This window comes from Sporofaciens musculi, from assembly GCF_009830285.1.
Classification (GTDB): Bacteria; Bacillota; Clostridia; order Lachnospirales; family Lachnospiraceae; genus Sporofaciens; species Sporofaciens musculi.
Genome location: NZ_WUQX01000001.1, coordinates 4,972,596 through 4,994,611 on the forward strand (window position 1 = coordinate 4,972,596; position 22,016 = coordinate 4,994,611).

The following is a 22,016-nucleotide window of genomic DNA, read 5'->3' on the forward strand; positions in this document are numbered from 1 at the left end:
CTCTAAATATATATTATCCTTACTGCCTCCAAACTATGCTGCCTCCCATGAAATCTATGCCTGCTTCGCCTTTAGGCTCTCAAGCCGTTCACATACCTGTGCCTTCATTTGTCTATATTTTTCAAGCTTCTCCCGTTCCTCCTGGACCTTTGCCTTTGGCGCCTTGCTCACGAACTTTTCATTGTTCAGCATACCCTCGGCACGGGCAATCTCTTTTCCAAGTCTCGTATCCTCCTTAGTCAGACGCTCGATCTCCTGGGCAAAATCAATCAACTCCTCCAACGGAACGTACACTGTCGCATCCGGAACCACAATAGATACCGCATCATCTGCGATTCCTGTCTTATCCTTCTGGATAATGAATTCATTAGCAGACGACATCATAACCGCCGCATTGCTTAAGAGGAAAAGCCCTGAACACAACTGCTGGTTCTCGCAGACAACGTACACCGTCGCCTTGCGGGAATTAGGTACATTCATCTCGGCACGCACGTTACGCACACCGCGGATAATCGCCTTGAAATGCTCCACAATACTCTCTGCCAGAGGGAAATGGTATTTCTCCTCGTACACGGGCCACTCTGACATCATCAGAGCTTCTTCCTCTGGTACGAGCTTGCTGTAAATCTCCTCTGTGACAAATGGCATATAGGGATGCAAAAGCTTCAAGGACTTCTTTAATACCTCCCTAAGGGTCCACAACGCGTCATTAGCGCTCTGGGCATCCTCATCTGCATGGTAGATTCGATACTTCGCCACCTCGATATACCAATCGCAGAACTCATCCCACAGGAAATCATATATCTTCGACAGGGCAATCCCAAGCTCAAACTTATCCATGTTCTCGGTCACTTCGCGAATCAAGTTGTTACACTTAGACAAAATCCAACGGTCTCCCGGACGAAGCTTAAAGTCCGCAGGCTCATTAAGCTCTTTATCGCCAAGGTTCATCAGTATAAATCTGGAAGCATTCCAAACCTTATTGGCAAAATTACGGCTTGCCTCTACTCGCTCGTGATAGAAGCGCATGTCGTTGCCAGGCGCATTTCCCGTCATTACCGTCATACGCAAAGCGTCCGCGCCGTACTGGTCAATAATCTCCAACGGGTCGATGCCGTTTCCTAAAGACTTGCTCATCTTACGTCCCTGGGAATCCCGAATCAAGCCATGGATGAATACAGTATGGAACGGCGACTTTCCTGTATGGGCATATCCGGAAAATACCATCCGCACTACCCAGAAGAAAATGATATCATACCCTGTAACAAGTACGTCTGTCGGATAGAAATAATCCAAATCTTCTGTATTCTCCGGCCATCCAAGAGTGGAGAACGGCCACAATGCAGAAGAAAACCAGGTATCTAACGTATCCTCATCCTGAGTAAAATGTTTACCTCCGCATTTCGGACATACCTTGGGCATACCTTTTGACACTACAATCTCTCCACACTCGTCACAATAGTACGCCGGAATTCTGTGTCCCCACCAAATCTGACGTGAAATACACCAGTCGCGAATATTCTCAAGCCACCGCAGATACACCTTATCAAACCGTTCAGGCACAAACTTAAGCTCGCCGTTCTTAATGGCCTCAATGGCAGGCTTGGCCAACTCTTCCATCTTCACAAACCATTGCTGCTTAATCAGCGGCTCTACTGTCGTCTTACATCTCTCGTGAGTACCTACATTATGAGAATGGGGAACAATTTTCACAAGATAACCCTGTTCCTCCAAATCCTTAACAATCGCCCTTCTCGCCTCGTAACGCTCCATACCGGCATATTTGCCGCCCTGCTCATTAATGGTTGCGTCGTCATTCATAACATTAATCTCCGGAAGATTATGACGCTTGCCGACTTCAAAGTCGTTAGGGTCATGGGCTGGCGTAATCTTAACTGCACCGGTTCCGAATTCTTTATCTACATAATAATCTGCCACAATCGGAATCTCCCTGTTCACCAGGGGCAGCAACGCTTTTTTCCCAACAATACTCTGATATCTCTCATCATCCGGATGTACCGCAATGGCCGTGTCTCCAAGCATGGTTTCCGGACGAGTAGTGGCAATCTCAAGAAATTCCTTTGTCCCTATAATGGGATATTTAATATGCCAGAAAAATCCGTCCTGCTCCTCATGCTCAACCTCTGCGTCAGAGATGGCCGTCTTACAAACCGGACACCAGTTGATGATTCTGGAGCCTTTGTAAATATATCCCTTTTCATACAGACTTATGAATACCTCCTCAACCGCCTTCGAGCAGCCCTCGTCCATGGTGAAGCGTTCTCTGTCCCAGTCGCAGGAAACGCCTAACTTCTTAAGTTGTCCCTCGATCGTTCCCGCATATTCTTCCTTCCACTGCCAGGTCCGCTCAAGAAACTTTTCACGTCCTAATTCCTTCTTGTCAATGCCTTCCTCCTTTAACTGGTTCGTTACCTTTACTTCTGTAGAAATAGCGGCATGGTCCGTCCCTGGCACCCACAAGGCATTGTATCCCTGCATCCTCTTGTAACGAATAATAATGTCCTGCATAGTGTTGTCAAGGGCATGGCCCATATGCAGCTTACCCGTAATATTCGGCGGAGGCATCACTGTGGTAAATGGTTTCCTGCTTCTGTCCACCTCTGCATGAAAATAATTGTTGTCACACCATTTCTGATATAATTTCGGTTCAATCTCTTTCGGATTGTAGGTTGTCTCCAAATTCTGGCTCATGTACATTTCCTCGCTTTCCTATTGATTAAATCTCTACTAAGGGCGTATGTACCTTAAGCTGTGTTTCAGGTATTAAAAAACCGCCCTTTACTGTGTAAAGGGCGATTGAATAAATCGAATCGCGGTACCACCTTTATTCTATATAGAAGAAAGACTTCTATACCTCTCATCTTATTCTTTAACGGGAACGACTTCGGGATGGCTTACTTATCATACTCATAACGTTCAGTCATCCGGCTCAGAAGCTACCTTCTGCATCTCTATTCTTAAGCGCCTCTCAGCCTAAAGACTGCTGCAATCCTCTGTCACTATTTGCCTCAGCTTTCTTGGACGCTCTCTCTGTCAGAATGAACTTATGCGTACTCCTCTCCTTCAATGCCTTTGTGCTATTAATTTTGCTCTTTAAACTTTAAAGAGGATTATAGACACCCAAAAGAGGTTTGTCAAGGAGTTTAAGGAATTTTCAGAAAGTCTTAAGGTGTTACAATTCATCCAACACCCCGCCAATCATCCGCCAATAAGCCGCCTTCTCATCATCCTTTAGTACGTACCTTCCTTCACTGTAAATCTTCGCCAACTGACGCGCCGCATAGCCCTCGTCCGTCTCGCTGGCCTTCTCATACCATTCGATTCCTTTCTGAATATCTTCTTTGACTCCAACCCCATTCAGATACAGCTCTGCCACCTTCGCCTGGGCATAGGCATCTCCCTTCTCAGCTTGTCTTAGATGATTCTTGAACTCCGTCTTTTCCCGTTTAATCCGCTGCTTCTCCTGAATCTCTTTAAGCAGCTCGGTTGCCTCCTTATGGCTCTTTGCCGCTGCTTTTTCAAGCCATTTTACACACTCGTCCTCATTTTTCTTTGTTCCCTCTCCTGTGTGGTACGCCAAGGCAAGCTGATACTGTGCATGAACATGCTCTTTTTCAGCAGCTTTCAAGAAGTACTGAACTGCCTCTTTGGGATATGTATAGAATCCGTCCCCTGTCTGACAGTATAAGCCCATCTCATAATTGCCTGAAGCGGTGCTCGGCTGCCGGATTCCTGCGTCGAACCGCTCTTTTGCCCGCTTGACCTTCTGACGAATATCTTCTGCCTTCTGTAAAGCCTTTTCATCACCGTCGTCCGCCATCTCATCAAGAATCTTTAAACCTTCTTCTACGTCCTGCTTTCCGGCGCCTCCATAAATGTATGCCTCAGCAAGAGCATACTTTCCCTCTGCCTCGCCTGTGGCCGCCGCTTTTTTCGCCCAACTCATGCTAAGCTTTAAGTTCTGCTTTACCATCTCCCCCTTTTCATAGAAACGCATCATCTTAAGCATTGCAGGTACATACTCTAACTTCGCAGCTTCACGGTACCATCGCAGAGCCAGCTTCTGATCCTTCACCGTATAATTCCCTTCGTAACTTAGCTCAGCCACTTGGAACATTGCCTCAGGCTCCCCTACTTCTGCCTTCTTTAACAGCTCATCAAACAGGGCCTCCTCCTGCACATCTTCTTCATCTTCTGTTTCTCCCTGCTCAGTCAAGTTCTGCTCATCAGAAGCCTTTGCCGTTTTCCCATCAATCTCGTCAATCCAATCCTTCTCCAACTGAGACACCTGAAAAGCTCCCGTGTCGTCTCCCCAATCTAACTCCTCAGACTGAATAAAATCTGCAAGCCAGCGCATCTTTCTCGCTTCCTCCGATTCCTCAGGCTCATCCAGCTCGTCAATCTGAACAATCTCGATTGCCATTTCAGAGGTTTCCATATTGTGTGAACCATCAGAAGCTAGGACAGACTCTGCTTCATCCAGGCTCGAAAATTTCACCAATTCCTTTGATGTCCCCATTTTATCCAGTTCTGCAGCTTCTGTCGTCTCGCCTGTTTCCTTTGGCAGTTCAGGCTCTATTGTTATTCCAAGCGGTCCCTGCTGCACGTCTTCATTCTTTTCCCTCTGGGTCTTTGGCGTCTCCATTTCCTCCAATGGCTCCGGTTCTTCTTCCGTCCCTTCTTCCGTCTCCTCCCTTTCCTTTTCCTCGGCTTCATACTTCTCTTTCTGCTCAATGATTAGCTTCAGTACGTCCACCACATCCAAAAATACGGAGATATCTATCTCTCTCGTACTGCCGTCCTGAAACGTCACCACACAAGAGCTGTTATTCTCAGGCTTCACCGAAACACTTTTAAGATACGTAAGACCAATCGGGCCATCGTCTTTGCATTTATCGCTGTACAAGTATCGGTCCGTCAATAAGAAGCCCGTCTTTCCTGACTTGAACGCAGACGTATCCAAAATCGCCGTTACCTCTTTTTGCTGCACACCCCTTGCATACCGCTCTATTGCCCGTTCTATCTGTCTCTCTTTCAAGTCCTTTGCAAGTTGAAATCCAAATGAATTCTTCCCCTTATAATTCTCTACGGCATACTCAACCCATTTTCTCATACTTTATCTCCTACTCCCTGATACCTCAAAGGGTTATCCCCTGCTTTCGTATGCTCCTATTTTACCACACTATGGTATATTTGTCATATATTTATCTATATGAGCCCTAAACTTCGCAGCACGTACAGCCACCCTGTCAGTGTAAATGCGCTCAGCAAGGTCGTCAGCATAACCACACTGGAAGACAGAACTCCTTCATGCCCCATATTCTTCGCCATCACATAACAGCTCACCGTTGTTGCAGATCCAAGCATAACCAGAATCGCCACCAATTCCTCCCTGCGAAATCCCATTCCCACAGCCACAGGAAGAAAAAGTGCACAAAACCCCACCAGCTTAATTACTGCGGCTGCGGCCGCTGGTTTCATCTTCGCAAATGCTTTCCGTATATCAAACGCCGCCCCCATTGCGATTAGTCCCATCGGCGTGGTCATCCCTGACACACTCGACACCATTTTATCCAACATCCGCGGCAACGGCAGCCCAAGGGCCGACCATAAAAGTCCTGCCACAATTCCAAGGATAATTGGATTTGTCACGATTCCTTTAATGGTTCTGTGAAATACGGCCTGAAAATCCCCCTTCTGCTCAGGCTTACACAGAGAGAGAACAAGCACAGCCATAACATTATATAGCGGAACGCTTCCAATAATCATAAGGGGCGCCATCCCCGACGTGCCGTAAATATTCTGGATAAATGCAATTCCAAGAATCGCCGCGCTGCTTCGGTAGGAAGCCTGAATGAATTCTCCCTGTATCGTCCTGTCTTTAAAGAAAAAAGACAGAGCCGCCGATATCCCTATGCTAATCACTGTCACAGCAAAGCAAAACAGGACAAACTTTGGACTCCAAACTTTACCAAAATCTACCCTCGCCAAATCGCCAAACAAAAGAAGCGGCAGCGGAACCCGAAATACAAACTGGTTCATCTTAGATGCGAACTCATCGTCAATCCATCCAATCTTATGAAGAAGCAGCCCTAGAACCATCATAAGAAATACTGGAACCGTTGCATTCAGGCTAAAAAATAGATTTTCCATATATAGTAAGCCTCCCTTTTGATTTTCTTTTAACCAGTTTATCATAAATCATTTTCAACGATAAAAGCAAGGGTGAACGTTCGTCATCCTTGCTTTAGATACAAAATAATCTTAGCACACTTTTTTCATCATTGAAACAGCTTCTTATAGATATTCTGATCCTCCTCCTTAAATACATTGAACACCACCCGCTCAATGGCAGATGACGTAAGGTAGCGGTCCACCGTATCCACGGCAATCTGTGCTGCCAGTTTGTTTGGAAAATGAAACTCTCCTGTGGAAATACAGCAGAACACCACAGACTTAAGCCCCTTCTTCTCTGCCAGCTTCAAACAGCTTAAATAACAGGACTTTAATTCCTCTTTCTGCCTCTGTGTCACCTGCATCCCCACAATCGGGCCTACGGTATGAAGAACGTATTTTGCCGGAAGATTATATCCCTTCGTAATCTTTGCCCTCCCTGTCGGTTCTTCATGTCCCTGCTCCTCCATAAGCCTTGCACACTCGTTGCGAAGCTGGATTCCTGCTGCTGAATGGATCACATTATCAATACACCCGTGACAAGGCACGAAGCAGCCCAAAAGCTGACTGTTTGCTGCATTGACAATGGCATCCGCCTCAATCCTTGTTATATCCCCGCGCCACAGGGAAATCCTCTCCCAATTACGGACTCCATTACACGGCCAGACATCACGAATCACAGGTATCTCCCTAATACTGACAATCCCTTTCTCTTTAAGCTCCTGCGCCAGCAGCTCATCCTGCTGCTTAATGAACTCCTCTGTCGCTTCGCCTGGCCAGCGTACATTCATCAAACTGCGCAAAAGCCGGCGTTTTCTTTCATAGTCCACAGGCTCCATAACCGCCTCGTAGCCTTCTCTTTCCTGCATCAGAAAATGAACCAGACTTTCTACCCGTTCTTCTCTCGTTATCATCTGCTCCTCCTAAACAATCATCCATAGGCTACAGCAAAGAATATTTTTTATAATACTGCTCTGACTTTTCTTCCGTAAAACCAAAAAGTTTTTGTAGCTTTAGGAGGATTCTCTCCTTTGGTACTTTCTCATTCAGGTTATCCTGGATGATTGCCTGTATTCCTTTCTCCAGAGCTGCATATGCTTCGTCTCTGGCTTCGTACGCTTCGTCTCTGGCTTCGTACGCTTCATCTCTGGCTTCGTACGCTTCATCTCTGGCTTCGTATGCTTCGTCTCTTTCTACATATGCTTCGTTTCTTTCTGCATACGCTTCCTCTCTCTCCTCATATGCTTTTTTATTCTCTACATACACTTTTTCTCTGGCTACATATAGTCTTTTCCAAGCCATATCCAATTCTTCCCTGGCTTTCTTCATTTCCTTTGCCACAAGCTTTTTAGCATCGTCTACCGCCCCTTCAAAGATAACCTGTTCCAGACTACTCACATGCGTTACCTCCTTCCACAATTCCTCATTCTCAGAATAATCAATGTACTCCGTCACAGTAGCCATAAAGTCATCCTTGTGCGGATACATAATTGCATTCAGAAAACGTAAAAGGTCGTATCCCTCGTCTTCCCTGCCCCCATTATACACCTCGTCACCTAATTTGATAACCACTAACGTCATCAAATCATAATTTTCTTTGGCCACGGAATTAGGGACTGTATTTTTTGTGTTTGCCATCTCATAGAACGATATACTGTAACGTTCTTCGGGTAAAATTTCATCCCGACAAATCCAAATACTATAACATTTGGCAAGCTGAGAATAGTCTGTTTCGTCTAAAACCAAAGACAACTGGGAAGAAAGACGCCGCGCAAGATAATAAATCCCCCGTTTCTCAATCGGGTATCCAGGAGTATATGTTTTCTGCGGCTCTACATCAAAATGTAAATTAATCTGTATATCTTCTGTGGAAAGTAATGGATTCCTGGCGCGAAATGCCAGATCGAAACGAGTTGTCTTCTCGTTTAGATGAAAAAACTCTGAATTTTCACCTCTGATTTCCGTGTTGGTTCTGCCAGGGGAGACTTCCGTAGTGCTGGTAATAGACTCCGCTTCTATAAATCCCATAATCTCCTGTAAGGTATGACCACCATATTCAGGTACTGTCCCTTTAAGGATAACGGCCAGCACCTCTGCATATTGCAGGATTGTTTTTGTCTGGATATCCAGCCCATGTGTATCTGCCGTAATCTGCATGGCACTGAGCGCTCCCATACTGCCCTGCACTTTCTCCACCCAATTTCCCCCTTTCTGTTACGATTTTGCAAAAATATCACCGTTAATGTAATACATCATATTAATTTTTGCATTTTAAAATAATGATCAGGTAATCATCAGACGAACTGTCTGTGAGAATATAAAAGACGAACGCCTTTTAGAATTCTTGTCTTTTAGTATAGTGCATCTAATGGCAAAACACAATCCCAAACATATTTTCACAAAATATCTTATCTTTTTAGACTATAAAGCTTCTCGTCTATAAACACTCCACAAAAATACGCGCTAAGCCCATCGTCTAATCTCTCAATATACTCCATATAATTCCTGGGAAAATGTTTCAGTCGGCTTTCATCCTGCTCATCAAAATGAAATATCATCTCTTTTAGGATTTGCTGATAGACAAATGTAATCTTCATTGCCGTCTGAATATTCGCCCCTTTGCCAAGAGCATCTTGTGCCAAAGTCATGACACTGTCATAAAATTCCCAGAAAAATTGAACTGAAAACTGCGAATTCTCATGTAAATCATAGATTATGCTGTTCTCCTGGCATCTGTAATTCCGTTCTAAAATTGTATACGCATCATGAAGCTCCATTCTATTCATCCATAGCCTCCCAAATTATCCCTCAATACTTGATTTACCAGAAATCTCTGGAATGTCTTTCTTAATCATAATCCTTTTTTCCTGAAACTTCAAGGAATGTATTCCAATAGCAGCCTGTCAACTGTTACTGTCAAGTTACTTTTCACACCTGCGGTATTCACAACAACGAAAACACAGAATATTGCCTATTTTGCCTATTTGTAAAGAACTGCCAACTTGTCAGAAATCAATATGTGTCGTATAATGTAGAATATACAATAATTGCTTAAACCTTTAAGCCAAGCGGGAGGGGATGTTGTGAAAAAATATATAAAATTAATCCTTGCAAATCTATCTATTGCAATAGCCGCAGTAATCCTGTATTCACCTGGACTTGTAAACTTAAGGCTGTCCGATTACAGTATTTTTCGGGCAGGAATGTCTATCATTGCGGCGCTGCTCCTAATTCTGTCTTTCTTTTTGGTCAATATCCGTCTCCTTAAAGAGCCTGACCGAAAGCCTGTCACACTGGACGATGTCCACGACCTTGACAAAGCCAAGGACATCTTAAGAAGCCACTGTGAAGGCAAATATTTCGGCAGTCTGGCAAGAACCGCCTCTGAGCAGCTAGACCGGATCTTCCAGTGCAGACAGCGGCTGACAGGAATCCTTGCTCAGAAGTTTACCCAAGGGACAATGAGCTTTGACAAATTCGACAGCGTAGCGGCTGCAGCCGAAACCGCCGCCATAAAAAATGTGGTGGCAATGGCCAACAGGATGCGTCTTTTCGACGAAAAAGAATACGCCAGACTCCAGCATTATCGCGAGGACGACATCCCTGATGATATCCAGGAGGAACAGCTAAGGCTGTATCAGAAGAATTTCGATAATGTCCGAGCAACCATCGCCCACAATGAGAAGCTTCTTCTGAAGCTTGATGCTCTGGCAATGGAAATATCCTCATCATCTTCCGGAGACGATACAAACCTAAACAATGAACTAATCGGAGAGATTGAACGACTCACCGACGAAACCAAGTATTATCAGTAGGAGGAATACTTTATGAACAAAAAAGCTATAGGAATTCTAGCCTGTGTCATCGTACTTGTATGCGCCGCAGTCTTTGGCGGCATTTACGCTACCCGCAACATTGGCAAATCAGAAAAAGTAATATCCGAAGAAAGCGCCGAAAAACGTCTTTCCCGAATGGTTGACAAGATCAACCCTGATACCGGAGTCCCTGTTAAATCCCCCATTGAGTACGACTCAGTAGACGATGAAGCAAACGAACTTCCAGACATTGACACCTGTAAAGTCCAAGTGAAGGCAGAAACCAGCCTCTATGCGGAGATCTTTTCCTCTCCTGAAAAGGCTGGAAGCGGGACAGACGGATGGCTGAACGAGATGGCTTCCGAATTCAATGCCCAGGGCTTCCAGGTGGACGGACAGACAGTTTCCGTCCAAATCCGCAATGTCAACAGCGGCCAGGCATTGGATTACATTGCCACAGGAAAAGCTGTACCAGAAGGCTTTGCCCCCTCCAGCATACTCTGGGTTGACATGCTTAACGCAAAAGGGACCACCACAGAAACCATTTCAGAAAGCCTGGTGGGCAACGTTGCCGGTATTCTTCTCTCCAAAGAAACGAATGCCCAAATCGTAGAAAAATACGGAAGCGTAGACCTGAAGGCTATTACTGAGGCCACCGAAGCCGGTGAATTTGCAATGGGATATACCAACCCATTTGCCAGCAGCGCAGGTCTGAACTTCCTAATCTGTACGCTGGAACGGTATGATTTGAATAACCCGCTGTCTGAGACAGCTACCGCAGGTTTCCAGAAATTCCAGAAAAACGTGCCTTTTGTGGCCTTAACCACTATGCAGATGCGGGAAGCTGCGGAAAACGGCTCTCTGGACGGCTTCATTATGGAATACCAGTCCTATACAAACGACACCATGCTGTCCAATAACTATACCTTCACTCCCTACGGCTACCGCCACGATAACCCGCTAGTCTGCGTAGACTCCATAAGCCCTGAGAAGAAAGAGATTCTCAACCTTTTTGCAAAATTCTGCGCTTCAGACAAGGCAAAAGCAAGGGCAACAGAATTCGGCTTTAACAGTATGAACGACTATACCTGCGAATATGAGCCGGTTTCCGGCGATATTCTGACAGCCGCCCAGAAGCTTTACAAAACAAACAAGGATAACGGCAGACCGGTTATCAGCGTATTTGTGGCAGACGTTTCCGGCAGTATGGACGGAGAGCCGCTAATCGCTCTCCAAACTTCACTGATTAACAGTATGAAATACATTAATCCTGAAAATTATATCGGACTTGTAAGTTATGCGGATGATGTAACCATTGAACTTCCTATTGGGCAGTTTAATCTGGAGCAGCAGACATATTTTAAAGGAAGCGTAGAGAATCTATACGCCTCTGGAGGTACCGCAACCTTTGACGCGATCTGCGTCGCACTTAATATGATTCGCAAGCAGATGGAGGAATATCCGGATGCAAAACCTATGCTGTTTGTCTTAAGCGACGGAGAAACCAATGTAGGCTACAATTTAAATGATATCCGAGACATTTTAAGCGGATTAAAGATACCCGTATATACCATTGGCTACAATGCCGACCTGTCGGCCCTCCAAAGCATCAGCTCCGTCAACGAGGCGGCAAGTATCGACGCTTCAACGGATGACGTCGTCTACCAGCTAAAAACATTATTCAATGCCAATATGTAGCCCAAAAGCAAGGAGGAAAATTATGAGCGGATTTTCACTGGATTTACCAAACACAAAAGAAAGCGCAGGCGGATTTTCACTAGATTTGCCTGACACAGAAGCAATCAAGAAAGAGGTCGTGGCAGAACTTAAGCCCACTCCTGAAGAAAAGACGGCTATTACTAATGTGGTCAAAGATAAAGCCGACCAGATTATGGCTGTAGATTTGGATTCTCTCTCACAGCGTCGGGAATTCGTTCAGGTGGTCGAGACTTTCGGCTCGGACCTGGTCCGGCAGTCACAGGCGAAAAACAGCATCCTACAGAAGCGGATGGGTGATTTTAGCCGCGCAGGCGGAGAATCCGGCGAAGTAGCAAAGGGTCTGGAGGAACTGTCTATCAAAATGAGGGACTTAGATCCATCCGGTCTGGATTTTACCAAAACCGGTGTTCTTGGTAAGGTATTTAACCCTATCCGTCGCTATTTTGAGCGTTTCAAAACTGCCGATGCAGAAATTGCAGGCATCGTGAAAACCTTGGAAAAGGGACGAACGGTCCTGAAAAATGACAACACCACCCTGGAGATTGAGCAGGCGTCCATGCGTGAGCTGACAAAACAGTTGACTCAGAAGATTGAACTGGGCTCACAGCTTGACAGCTATCTGGCAAATGCGGTAGAAAATGCAAAGATTTCCGGTGATTCTGAAGAACGCATTAAATTTGTGGAGGAGGAAATCATCTTCCCCCTTAGACAAAGACTGATGGATTTCCAGCAATTATTGGTGGTGAACCAGCAGGGAATCATCGCCATGGAAGTAATCCGTAAAAATAACCTGGAGCTGATTCGCGCTGTTGACCGAGCCCAGACTGTAACAGTCGCCGCCCTTCGTGTGGCGGTCACTGTTGCCGGCGCGCTGTATAACCAGAAAATCGTCCTGGAAAAAGTCCAGATGTTAAACGCTACCACCAACAATATGATTAGCGCAACATCACGTATGCTGAAAGAACAGGGAACCGCCATCCAGCGGGAGGCTGTTGAGGCCAGTATCTCACCGGACACTCTGAAACAGGCATTTGCAGATACCTTGTCTGCATTAGATGATATTAGTACCTACAAGGAAAAGGCATTGCCACAGATGGCACAGACGATTCAAGATTTCCGGACGATTGCGGATGAAGGGGAACGGCAGCTTACCAGGCTGGAAAAAGGGAAAAGTATCGGCTTCTAATTATATAAAATGCCCCCTTCATACTGTGAAGCATTCCGTATGTGAATCCTAAAAGGGATGTTGTATTAAGCACAAAATCTACACGATATGGTATTTTCTAAAAACTGGATTCTGCCATATCTTGTAATTCTTTTGCTTACTGCAACATCCCCTTCTTATGAAATCATATTCTTTTGAAGCTCTCTCCACTCGTCCTCCAACATTGCCATGAGAATATCGTCCCCATATGTATCTCCATCTTTTACGGCATCTCTCAATACGCCCTCCCGCTTAAAACCGACCTTTAAATATGCCTTTTCAGCCCTTGGATTAAAAGAGAATACATCCAATTCCAAGCGGTGCAAACAGATAAAAAATCATAACGCCCCTCGTCATCTATACACGAAAGAAAGAAATTTACAACCTCGTCGTGGGTAAACGAAGGCTTACATCCGGTGAGCCGCGAAACCTCTGGCTCTAGCGGGTTAAAATTTTGCTGATAATAATTTTCTGCATCCTCTCTGCATGCTGATCTAAGAACATATCCGTCCTTTTCCCAAAATGTTTTGACTTTTTCCATTATAGAAATCCTCCTAAGCAGCACAAGCTATCATTTCAATCAGGTAATACGCCTCCATCAATCTTGCCATTAAATAAGATTGCGCTTGGCCACGTAGCGAAAATGAGGCATATCAACACCACGGTAATGCTTCGTCCAACTGTCCGCCACCGTCATTCCATTCTTAAGAGCCACATTCTGAGAAGCTGTATTCGTATCTCTGATTATAGAGCAAACCTCATCAGCATCCAATCTCTCAAACGCATACTTTTTACAGGCTCTGGCTGCTTCTATGGCATATCCCTGATGCCAATACAGACGCCAAAAAAGATATCCAATCTCCAGTACCCCCTTCTCTTTCCACGGCTGCATTGTTAGCCCGCACTGTCCAATCATCTCGTCTGTTTCTTTCAAAATAACTGCCCACAGACCAAACCCCCATTTTTGATAACGCGCAATCTGCCTGTCCAGCCATTCCTGCACTTCATCATCGCTAAATGCCCCTTCGTAGGCATACATGGCTTTTTCATCTTGTAATATATTACATAAAGAGCCATAATCCCCCTGATTCAGTTCCCGTAAGTATAATCTATCTGTTTCAAGTATCATATATTTCCACTCCCCCCTTGCGTTCCTTCTTTTTATCCATTTTATAGAAAATACTTTTAGAAGTCAAATTAGAACTTTGTTGTTCATGTACCCCGTCTCATTGTTGAATATCTAACCCTAATAATATATAATAATTCTCATATAGCAAAGAAACCTGTCAAAAATGATAAAGGAGATTCATCCTCAAATGGAAAACAAAAAAGCGCAGCACCCTCGAAGCAAAAAGAAAATCGCTCTGGTTATAATCATCTGTATTTTAGTAATATTTTTCTTCATTATTATGCCTATTCTGACCCGCCTTATCTATCTTGATAATTTTGGCAAACGATTTGAGACTGCCCAGTGGATGGCATATTCTGTCAATGAATTTGATGGCTTAAAAGTCACGGAATCCACATTTCCGTCGAATAACGGCCAACTCCTTGCAGGTTATCATTATTCAAAAGAGAACCAGGAGATAAAAGGCGTACTCGTAATTGCCCATGGTTTGGGCGGCGGCGGACACAACACTTATATGGATATTGCCGACTACTTTACTTCAAACGGCTACCTTGTCTTTGCTTACGACGCAACCGGAAACGACAAAAGCGAAGGTGAAGCAGTAGGAGGTATGCCTCAAGGCGTCATTGACCTTGATTTTGCTCTGCGCTATGTCAAGCAAACGGACGAATATCAAGATTTACCCATTGTTTTATTCGGGCATAGCTGGGGCGGCTATTGCGTCGGTAGCGTGCTGAACTGCCATACAGATGTGAAAGCCGCTGTCCTCGTCGCCGGCTTCAACCGTTCAATCGATTTATTTGAACAGCAGGGAGAGTCCATCATTGGTTCTGGCATCAAATTATTTATGCCCTATGTCTCTGTGTATGAACGGCTGAAATTCGGGAAATATGCCTCCTATACCGCTATTGACGGCTTTGGGGCATCTGACGCAGAAATCATGATTCTTCACAGCAAAGACGATTCAACCGTTCTTCCCGAAAATGGATATGAGAAGTTTTATAATGCCTATGGAGAAACTCCACGTTTTCATTTTATTGAATATGAGGACAGAGGACACGACAGCGTATACTATTCAGACGCGGCACGCCGCTATAAAGAGCAGCTTAACAAGGACTATACCGCTTATGTTGAGGCAAACGGCGGTGAGTACACTGCCGAGATTAAGGAGGAATTTATGAAGCAAAATCTTGATAAAAGTAAATGCTATGAATTCGATTATGATTTAATGCAGCAGATGTTAGACTTTTATGACTCTGCTCTTTGAAAATGATTACATATCTGTATCAAATTGCGGCATAGTCTTAGCGGCTATGCCGTTTTTCTCTGTCTGAATACTCTATTTACTACTTTCCTGTTCGGAATGCTATCTAAATCAAATCTTTATTTTCCACATTATAGATTGACAAAGCCGCAAATACGAATGAAATCACTGTTAAAACTGCAGGGAAAAACCGGTCGCCCGCCATGGTAAAATCTCCCACATTTGCCTGTGTAACAAAAATTAACAAAAACGAGGTAATGATTGTCGCTTTTGAAGATTTCATAGCCATTCCCACAAACAGAGCGATAAAACTCATACTTACAATCACCACAGATTTTAGAATCAGTTGGAGATAAAAGGATAAACCGCCCATGTCAAAATCAATAGCAAACGACGACTGCATAGTCCTTGTCCCCAGAAACACACACATATAAACCGCCAGCTTTGTTAATGTAAGGGCGCAAAAGTTAAAAATCCAAACCGCAGCCATCTGTGAAGCCAGTATTTTCTGACGTTTAATAGGATAAGAGAACATCAGATTCATGGTTTTGTCCTTGTACGCGCTTACGATAAAGGATGCCAGCATAACGCTGGTGTAAATAAGGAACGCCATGCTCGTAAATAATTCAATAGGCGCAGAAACCACATCTGTCCCCGGCGCGGCGTCCAGAGTTCCGTCCGGATCATTTGCAATGCCTAAGAATGCCAGAGCAAAGATAAATAAACCAAGCACAAACGCCATAATAACCGCACCCCGAATATATTTTCCAATATGGTTCTTCTTCCATTCAAGTCTGATTAACTTTAACATGACTTTCCCACCTCCGCTGTCATTTTTAAGAAATACTCCTCCAAAGTTTCCGTATGCTGGTTGAGAGAAATCAGCTCAACGCCGTTCATCAGCAATTCCTTTGAAATGCCCTGGGTCATAACCCCTCTCTCATAAATGCGGATTCTGGAATCATCCATAATTTTGAAATTGCTTAACTTCATTTTATCAGCCAGCACATAGGCGGCTTTCTTAGTATTTTCTACCGTCAGCTCTATATAGGCCGTATTGGCCTCCGCGATTTCCTTCATGGAAATTTCTTTCATCATCTTTCCATGGTTGATTACTCCCACCGTATCGGCTATGTTCTCAATCTCGGAGAGAAGATGGCTGGATATCATAAGGGTCATACCATATTCCACACACAGCATCTTAAATAAATCCCGAAGCTGCTTCATCCCTTTTGGGTCTAAGCCATTGGTAGGCTCGTCAAGAATTAAAAGCTCTGGCCTGCACAGGATTGCACGGGCGATTCCCAGCCGCTGCCTCATACCCAGAGAATAGCTTTTTGCAGGTTTATCCGCGTCTTTAGTCAGATTCAGCATTTCCAAGGCTTCTTCAATACTGCCTTTGTTGTAATAACCCATATATTCACAATGCAGCTTAAGGTTTTCTTTACCGCTTAAGTGGTCATAAAAGGTGGGGAATTCAATGATACTTCCCATTCGCTTCAGTACTTCGTAAGAAGTCGGCTCTAGTGTTTTTCCAAACAGTGTGACTGTGCCGGAGGTTGGCTTCCAGAGATTTGTGATCATCTTCATCACCGTAGTTTTTCCGGCGCCGTTCGGTCCTAAAAATCCGTAGATTTCACCTTTTTTAATATGGATATTCACGTCAGTTACCAGTTCTTTTCCATCTATTGTCTTGCACAGATGGGTCGTTTGTAAAATGTAAGACATGTTCTGCCTCCTCTCTTTCAAAACACCTTGAAAGGTGTCTGTTTGCTTTATGAATATCATTATAGAGGCATAGATTTTCAAAACTCTTGACGAATTCTTACGAAATTCTTTCATTCTATCTTATTCTTTTCAATCTCACCGTAAACGTTGTTTTTACATTCGGTATGCTGTCCAAAGTCAAATCTCCCCCTAACTGAACCGCAAGATTTCTGGCGATTGTCAGGCCAAGCCCATTCCCCTGTATTTCCCGATTTCTGGAATCCTCCATAGTATATAGCCTGTCAAATACATTTGCCGTAAATTCCTTTTCAATCCCTTTCCCCTTATCTACAACATCTATGTATACGGAGCTCTTTTCCTGACGCAAAAAAACTCCCAGATATTTCCCGTAGCTTCCATAGCGTATAACATTCGATAATAAATTGTACAGGATTCTTTGCAGCGCATCTTTATCGCCCTGCACATAAACGGCAGACTCTGGAATCACCAAATCAACCTTAAATTCTTTTTGCAGTAAAATATCATAAAACTCCAGCACATTTTCCCTGCAAACTTCACATATATTGATTTTGCATAAGCTGATATCCATATCTCCGGCTTCCAATTTTGCCAATGTAAAAAACTGATTAATCATCGCCATCACCTGTTTGGCTTTTGCTTCCGTCTTTATCAGCATTTCATCCTCTGCATTGCTCAAGCGCATGATTTCCAGATATCCTAATATAACGGTCAGCGGTGTTTTGATATCATGGGATATGTTTGACAGCATTTTTTTTGAAGAAATTTCCTCCCTTTTGAAGTCTGCCTTTATTCTCTGGCGGTCTACTAACAACCGGTTTATCTGCGCCCCTAACTCCATCAGAACAGGATGATCTGTGAATATCATTACCTTTTCATCGCTGTCTGTTTCTGCTATCTCCTCTAATTTTTCGTTTATCTGCCTAAGCTTCGTCTGTATTCCTCTGCGAAAGACAAAACGCTGATATAAAATTATTAGGAACAGAATCAGAACCAATACGGTCAAAAAGAACAGAATAGTGTCGTCACTCATTTTTCATGTCTCCTAACTTGTAGCCAATTCCCCATACCGTAATGATATACTGAGGCTTACGGGGATTGTCCTCAATCTTATTCCTTAATCTGCTGATATGGACATTTACTGCATTTTCATCACCCAGATACGCGTCGTTCCACACAAGAGAATACATCTGCTCTTTCGTATAGACTTTGTTTGGATTCTGTAATAATAGCTTTAAGATTTCAAATTCTTTTGAAGTAAGTTCTATTTTGTTTCCGTTTTTTGTTACGGAATAATCATTCAGATTCATGATAAGACAGCCCTTCCTAAGTACCGTCTCCTGGGGGGCGGCGCCTGCGGCATACTGTGTGCTTCTTCTGATATTCGCTTTGATACGCGCTAATACTTCTGTGACAGAAAATGGTTTTGTGATATAATCGTCCGCCCCTAAACCAAGGCCCAGAGTCTTGTCGGAATCTGTATCTTTTGCTGATATGATAATGATGGGGACTGTACTGTTCTCTCTGATTCTGCTCATGACCTCTATACCGCTTATTTTAGGTATCATCAAATCCAACAGCACTATACTGAAGGTATCTGAAAAGAATTGGCGGCATGCGCTTTCACCGTCCATTGCGGTGATTACCTCGAAATTCTCTGTGAGCAGAAAGTTCTTTAGCATGATGCTGATTTCCGGGTCATCCTCGACTAATAAAATCTTATTCATTGTTCCTCTCTTTCTTGGGTGAAGCGGAGTTTCCCACTTTATCTACTCAAACCACAGTTCTTCTCCTTAAATAACACGCGCGAAGCTGTGCAAGAAAATCAATAAACACCTGAGCGGCTGGTTAAATCTACCATATAATTTAATTCAGGCTCACAACAACCGACAGTATTAAAAATCTTCGCCATTCGCCACATCCTCTCTCAAGCCAAGCTCGCAAAAAAATAATTCTTTTAATTTTTTATTATACCATTATCATTCATAAAATCATACTCTTAAATATATAGGAATCCTCTATTGTCATATATTTAATAAATAACTCTTGCAAAGTTCTGTTTTCAAGGTATAATGGGAAATACGAGTCTTATGGGGAATTAGCAGAAAATATACAAAAATGAAAGGAGTCAAATGATGAGGAATGAAAAAATAAGCTGGACAAGCTTCTTTCGGACTGTTTTTACAATCGCGCTGCCCATCGCATTTCAGAACTTTTTATCTACAACGGCAAGCATGGTAGATACGATTATGATTGGCAGTCAGGGTGAATTATCTGTAGCAGCAGTGGGAATCTGCTCACAGATTACATCTTTATTCTTTTCCTGCTACTTTGGTTTCGCAAGCGGGGGACTGTTGTTTTTCTCCCAGTATTGGGGCGCCCGCAATGAGAGGGGCATCAACCAGGCCTTTGGGCTCGCCCTTACCTGTATGCTGGCTGTATCCCTCCTCTTTGGCGGGGCGGCTGTTGCCAATCCAGATTTCATACTGGGAATCTATACAGACAAAGCCAATATCATCGCAATCGGCGCTCCTTATATTCGGATTGTAGGATTTGCCTACCCCCTGCAAGTAATTGCCATGATTATCAGCTTCCTCATGCGTTCTACAGAACGGGTGAAGCCGCCTCTGTTCAGTTCTATTCTTGCGCTGATTACGAACTTCATCCTTAATTGGATTCTGATTTATGGACGGTTTGGTATGCCTCGTATGGGTGCGGCAGGTGCGGCAGTCGGCACTTTAGTATCCGGTATTGTAAATGTGTTTGTGCTGTTTATTTTTCTTATAAAGGATAAGAAAACCATTGTTCTGAGAGTAAAAGACATGTTGTCCTGGCATGACGGTTTTCATAAGGAATATATGAGCAAATGTCTGCCCATTATTTTTAATGAATTATTCTACGGAATCGGGCAAATGCTGATTAATATCGTAATCGGGCATCAGTCTGAATCCGCCATTGCTGCAATGGCTGCCTTCCGTGTCCTGGAGGGATTTGTCTTTGCCTTTTTTGCGGGCCTTGCAGATGCATCCTCCGTGGTTGTGGGAAAGGAGGTTGGCTCAGGTCATCTGATGAGCGGCTACCAGTATATGAAAAAATTTGCCCTACTGTGTCCGTCGATTACCTTCACCATCTGCCTGATTGGACTTTTACTCAACCGCCCCCTGCTTTCCCTGTTCGGCCTTGGAGCAGAGGCTATGTTTTTCGGCAAATATATGATACTCATCTATCTTGCCGCCGGAACCATACGTACCTGCAATTATATTATGAACTGCTGTTACCGCGCCGGCGGAGAAGCCGTTTTCGGAACTCTTCTTGAGATTATCTGCCTGTTTACAGTAAGCGTCCCTGCAACATGGGCTGCCGGCATGATTTGGCATCTTCCGTTCCTCGCCGTGTTCTCATTCCTGTACACGGATGAGCTAATCCGGCTTATCTTTGAAACGTGGTACACCATAAGCGGAAAATGGATTAAACCTGTAACAGAAGTGGGACGGTCTGCGCTTCCGGAATTCAAGGCGGCGCTCACAGCCAAAAAGAGTCTATCCAAACAAAATTAGGTTAAAATAATTATATAGAAATGGCTGAATATGTTCCACAAACAGTGATATTCAGCCATTACAAAAGCTACTATTTTCTTAACCGTTCACTAACGCTTCTATTTTACTGCCTTAATATCCTCCACCATCAAATCAATCAACTGCTCCTGATACCCTGCTTTTTTCTCTGCCTTCAAAAGTTTTGCAAGTTCCCTCAATTGGACATTCCCAATCTTACCCAACCGTTTCAACCGTTTCTCTGCAAGTATATCCTTCGATATTGAACGGTAATAGTCCTCCCTAGTCATTCTCCATGGAAAAATCTGCCCAGAACCTCTTGCAATCACTCTATCTGCTATCTCAATCCCTTCCGGATCAATATCGCCGCAGTAATATAATTTACATCCGGATTTTAACAGTAAATCTATTAAAAATAAAGAAGCTGTTCTTAACTGCCCGGAAGTGCACACGATTGAATATTCTTCCCCTCTCATTTCTTCACACACTTGGGAAAAAACCATCTGGTTTTCGATAATAAAGACTGTCTTCCTGCTGCTGTCCGCCCTTGCCAATCTGCTCAGATTAGAAAGCGTCAGAACATATTTTTCGCCCTTTCTAATAAAATATTGATAGGCCTCATGTTCACTGTCACCCTCATAGAAATGGATTCCATAACATGTAGTATAGCTAGAGATATCGTCTGGAGCAATCCCCGCCATATAATACAAAGCCAAAACACCCTCCTGTGCTTTCGGCTCCTCTATCTTATATGTAAAGCTTAAAGCGCTAATCAATAAACGCCCTGCAGCATTCTGCCTGTCAAAGTAGTGGGGATTCTTTGTTATTTCTGCCCCCAGCACAGCCAACCTGACATTTTCCTTTCTATCTCCTTCCCTTTGCTGCAAGTATGCCAATGCGTTGCACACCTCCATAAGCACTTCCTTTATACCATCCCTCGATTTTTCTCTTTCCCTTATAATTCGCTGATAGCCATATTTTCGTTGTTCCCGCATTTCATTTAGCCAAAGTATTCCCTTGGCGTCCTTTCCAAACCGGCTTCCTGCCTCATGCAGTACAGCATCCCAAAATCGTTTATTTAACTCAGTCCTTTCATCTCTCTTCTGGCTGTTTGACAGTATCTTTTCATTAAAATATTTTTCTACAAGCGCCTCCAGTTCAACACCACAGTACTTCGTCTCATTCAATGCCGCTTGCAGCTGGGAAACAGAAATTGAAAAATCGCCCGGCAGCAGACTTCTCCCCAAAACTGCACTCAATGCGCTGCATTCCGCCTCAGACAAATTTTCAAGAAAAATTTTCCCTGAAAGCTTCCCATATTTTATGTATTTCTTCTTCATCTCTATAAACATACGAGTATATGCTTTATTTTTCTGAAATAAAGAGCACA

The 22,016-nt window shown here is 43.8% G+C and carries 18 protein-coding genes and 1 other annotated feature; of the genes, 5 read left to right on the plus strand and 13 right to left on the minus strand.

The features are described from left to right. Positions 1-54: 54 nt before the first annotated feature. From GN277_RS25235 to GN277_RS25260, 6 genes are all read right to left on the minus strand, one after another. A complete protein-coding gene (locus GN277_RS25235; protein ID WP_159755260.1) occupies positions 55-2,712 on the minus strand; it encodes a valine--tRNA ligase in 2,658 nt (885 codons plus the stop codon). A gap of 94 nt (positions 2,713-2,806) precedes the next feature. Then, positions 2,807-3,097 (minus strand) — a binding site (T-box leader). 96 nt (positions 3,098-3,193) lie between these two features. Further along, positions 3,194-5,134 (minus strand): SEL1-like repeat protein, encoded by a 1,941-nt coding sequence (locus tag GN277_RS25240; RefSeq protein ID WP_159755263.1) that lies wholly within the window; start codon positions 5,132-5,134, stop codon positions 3,194-3,196. A 95-nt stretch (positions 5,135-5,229) separates the two neighbouring features. Then, positions 5,230-6,174 carry an AEC family transporter gene (locus tag GN277_RS25245; protein ID WP_159755266.1) on the minus strand — a complete coding sequence of 315 codons (945 nt, stop codon included), beginning with the start codon at positions 6,172-6,174 and terminating at the stop codon, positions 5,230-5,232. 128 nt (positions 6,175-6,302) lie between these two features. After that, positions 6,303-7,106, minus strand: coding sequence for a protein-ADP-ribose hydrolase (locus tag GN277_RS25250; protein WP_159757185.1), 804 nt, complete (start codon positions 7,104-7,106; stop codon positions 6,303-6,305). A gap of 31 nt (positions 7,107-7,137) precedes the next feature. Continuing rightward, positions 7,138-8,391, minus strand: coding sequence for a BAR domain-containing protein (locus GN277_RS25255; protein ID WP_159755269.1), 1,254 nt, complete (start codon positions 8,389-8,391; stop codon positions 7,138-7,140). A 212-nt stretch (positions 8,392-8,603) separates the two neighbouring features. Then, positions 8,604-8,981: an Imm41 family immunity protein gene (locus tag GN277_RS25260; protein ID WP_159755272.1), complete on the minus strand. Its 378-nt coding sequence runs from the start codon at positions 8,979-8,981 to the stop codon at positions 8,604-8,606. A 297-nt stretch (positions 8,982-9,278) separates the two neighbouring features. Here GN277_RS25260 and GN277_RS25265 point away from each other — a divergent pair, with 297 nt between their 5' ends. From GN277_RS25265 to GN277_RS25275, 3 genes are read left to right on the plus strand one after another with little or no spacing between them, the layout of a single operon-like run. Continuing rightward, entirely contained in the window at positions 9,279-10,010 is a 732-nt protein-coding gene (locus GN277_RS25265) for a hypothetical protein (RefSeq protein ID WP_159755275.1), read from the plus strand. A 12-nt stretch (positions 10,011-10,022) separates the two neighbouring features. Then, positions 10,023-11,708 (plus strand): vWA domain-containing protein, encoded by a 1,686-nt coding sequence (locus GN277_RS25270; RefSeq protein WP_159755278.1) that lies wholly within the window; start codon positions 10,023-10,025, stop codon positions 11,706-11,708. A 22-nt stretch (positions 11,709-11,730) separates the two neighbouring features. Further along, positions 11,731-12,915, plus strand: a complete 1,185-nt coding sequence (locus GN277_RS25275) for a toxic anion resistance protein (RefSeq protein ID WP_159755281.1) — start codon at positions 11,731-11,733, stop codon at positions 12,913-12,915. A gap of 283 nt (positions 12,916-13,198) precedes the next feature. On the opposite strand, the gene GN277_RS25280 is transcribed toward GN277_RS25275, so the two are convergent. Together GN277_RS25280 and GN277_RS25285 are read right to left on the minus strand one after the other, a co-directional pair. Further along, positions 13,199-13,474: a hypothetical protein gene (locus GN277_RS25280; protein ID WP_244324902.1), complete on the minus strand. Its 276-nt coding sequence runs from the start codon at positions 13,472-13,474 to the stop codon at positions 13,199-13,201. Between the two features lie 69 nt (positions 13,475-13,543). Then, a complete protein-coding gene (locus GN277_RS25285) occupies positions 13,544-14,062 on the minus strand; it encodes a GNAT family N-acetyltransferase (protein WP_159755284.1) in 519 nt (172 codons plus the stop codon). Positions 14,063-14,249: 187 nt separating this feature from the next. On the opposite strand from GN277_RS25285, the gene GN277_RS25290 reads away from it, so the two are divergent. Next, positions 14,250-15,329, plus strand: a complete 1,080-nt coding sequence (locus GN277_RS25290) for an alpha/beta hydrolase family protein (protein WP_159755287.1) — start codon at positions 14,250-14,252, stop codon at positions 15,327-15,329. Positions 15,330-15,432: 103 nt separating this feature from the next. Here GN277_RS25290 and GN277_RS25295 read toward each other — a convergent pair whose 3' ends face one another. The 4 genes from GN277_RS25295 to GN277_RS25310 form a co-directional block, all read right to left on the minus strand. After that, on the minus strand, positions 15,433-16,137 hold the full coding sequence (locus GN277_RS25295) for an ABC transporter permease (protein ID WP_159755290.1): 705 nt from the start codon (positions 16,135-16,137) through the stop codon (positions 15,433-15,435). Beyond that, positions 16,131-17,054: an ABC transporter ATP-binding protein gene (locus tag GN277_RS25300; RefSeq protein WP_159755293.1), complete on the minus strand. Its 924-nt coding sequence runs from the start codon at positions 17,052-17,054 to the stop codon at positions 16,131-16,133. Before GN277_RS25300 ends, GN277_RS25295 begins: the two co-directional genes overlap by 7 nt. Before the next feature lie 115 nt (positions 17,055-17,169). Further along, positions 17,170-18,105: a sensor histidine kinase gene (locus tag GN277_RS25305; protein ID WP_159755296.1), complete on the minus strand. Its 936-nt coding sequence runs from the start codon at positions 18,103-18,105 to the stop codon at positions 17,170-17,172. Then, complete coding sequence (locus GN277_RS25310) at positions 18,098-18,799, minus strand: response regulator transcription factor (protein WP_159755298.1); 702 nt, start codon at positions 18,797-18,799, stop codon at positions 18,098-18,100. Before GN277_RS25310 ends, GN277_RS25305 begins: the two co-directional genes overlap by 8 nt. 405 nt (positions 18,800-19,204) lie before the next feature. On the opposite strand from GN277_RS25310, the gene GN277_RS25315 reads away from it, so the two are divergent. After that, positions 19,205-20,629 (plus strand): MATE family efflux transporter, encoded by a 1,425-nt coding sequence (locus GN277_RS25315; RefSeq protein ID WP_244324904.1) that lies wholly within the window; start codon positions 19,205-19,207, stop codon positions 20,627-20,629. A gap of 98 nt (positions 20,630-20,727) precedes the next feature. Here the strand turns inward: GN277_RS25315 and GN277_RS25320 are convergent, their stop codons facing one another. Further along, on the minus strand, positions 20,728-21,978 hold the full coding sequence (locus GN277_RS25320) for a TIGR02679 domain-containing protein (protein WP_204162795.1): 1,251 nt from the start codon (positions 21,976-21,978) through the stop codon (positions 20,728-20,730). Positions 21,979-22,016: the final 38 nt, after the last annotated feature.

Bases quoted from the DNA above. Each gene is read 5' to 3' on its own strand.
- GN277_RS25300 (WP_159755293.1), bottom strand. From the start codon at position 17,054: ATGTCTTACATTTTACAAACGACCCATCTGTGCAAGACAATAGATGGA.
- GN277_RS25295 (WP_159755290.1), bottom strand. From the start codon at position 16,137: ATGTTAAAGTTAATCAGACTTGAATGGAAGAAGAACCATATTGGAAAA.
- GN277_RS25275 (WP_159755281.1), top strand. From the start codon at position 11,731: ATGAGCGGATTTTCACTGGATTTACCAAACACAAAAGAAAGCGCAGGC.
- GN277_RS25260 (WP_159755272.1), bottom strand. From the start codon at position 8,981: ATGAATAGAATGGAGCTTCATGATGCGTATACAATTTTAGAACGGAAT.
- GN277_RS25290 (WP_159755287.1), top strand. From the start codon at position 14,250: ATGGAAAACAAAAAAGCGCAGCACCCTCGAAGCAAAAAGAAAATCGCT.
- GN277_RS25280 (WP_244324902.1), bottom strand. From the start codon at position 13,474: ATGGAAAAAGTCAAAACATTTTGGGAAAAGGACGGATATGTTCTTAGA.
- GN277_RS25240 (WP_159755263.1), bottom strand. From the start codon at position 5,134: ATGAGAAAATGGGTTGAGTATGCCGTAGAGAATTATAAGGGGAAGAAT.
- GN277_RS25310 (WP_159755298.1), bottom strand. From the start codon at position 18,799: ATGAATAAGATTTTATTAGTCGAGGATGACCCGGAAATCAGCATCATG.
- GN277_RS25320 (WP_204162795.1), bottom strand. From the start codon at position 21,978: ATGTTTATAGAGATGAAGAAGAAATACATAAAATATGGGAAGCTTTCA.
- GN277_RS25270 (WP_159755278.1), top strand. From the start codon at position 10,023: ATGAACAAAAAAGCTATAGGAATTCTAGCCTGTGTCATCGTACTTGTA.
- GN277_RS25245 (WP_159755266.1), bottom strand. From the start codon at position 6,174: ATGGAAAATCTATTTTTTAGCCTGAATGCAACGGTTCCAGTATTTCTT.
- GN277_RS25285 (WP_159755284.1), bottom strand. From the start codon at position 14,062: ATGATACTTGAAACAGATAGATTATACTTACGGGAACTGAATCAGGGG.
- GN277_RS25305 (WP_159755296.1), bottom strand. From the start codon at position 18,105: ATGAGTGACGACACTATTCTGTTCTTTTTGACCGTATTGGTTCTGATT.
- GN277_RS25235 (WP_159755260.1), bottom strand. From the start codon at position 2,712: ATGAGCCAGAATTTGGAGACAACCTACAATCCGAAAGAGATTGAACCG.
- GN277_RS25315 (WP_244324904.1), top strand. From the start codon at position 19,205: ATGATGAGGAATGAAAAAATAAGCTGGACAAGCTTCTTTCGGACTGTT.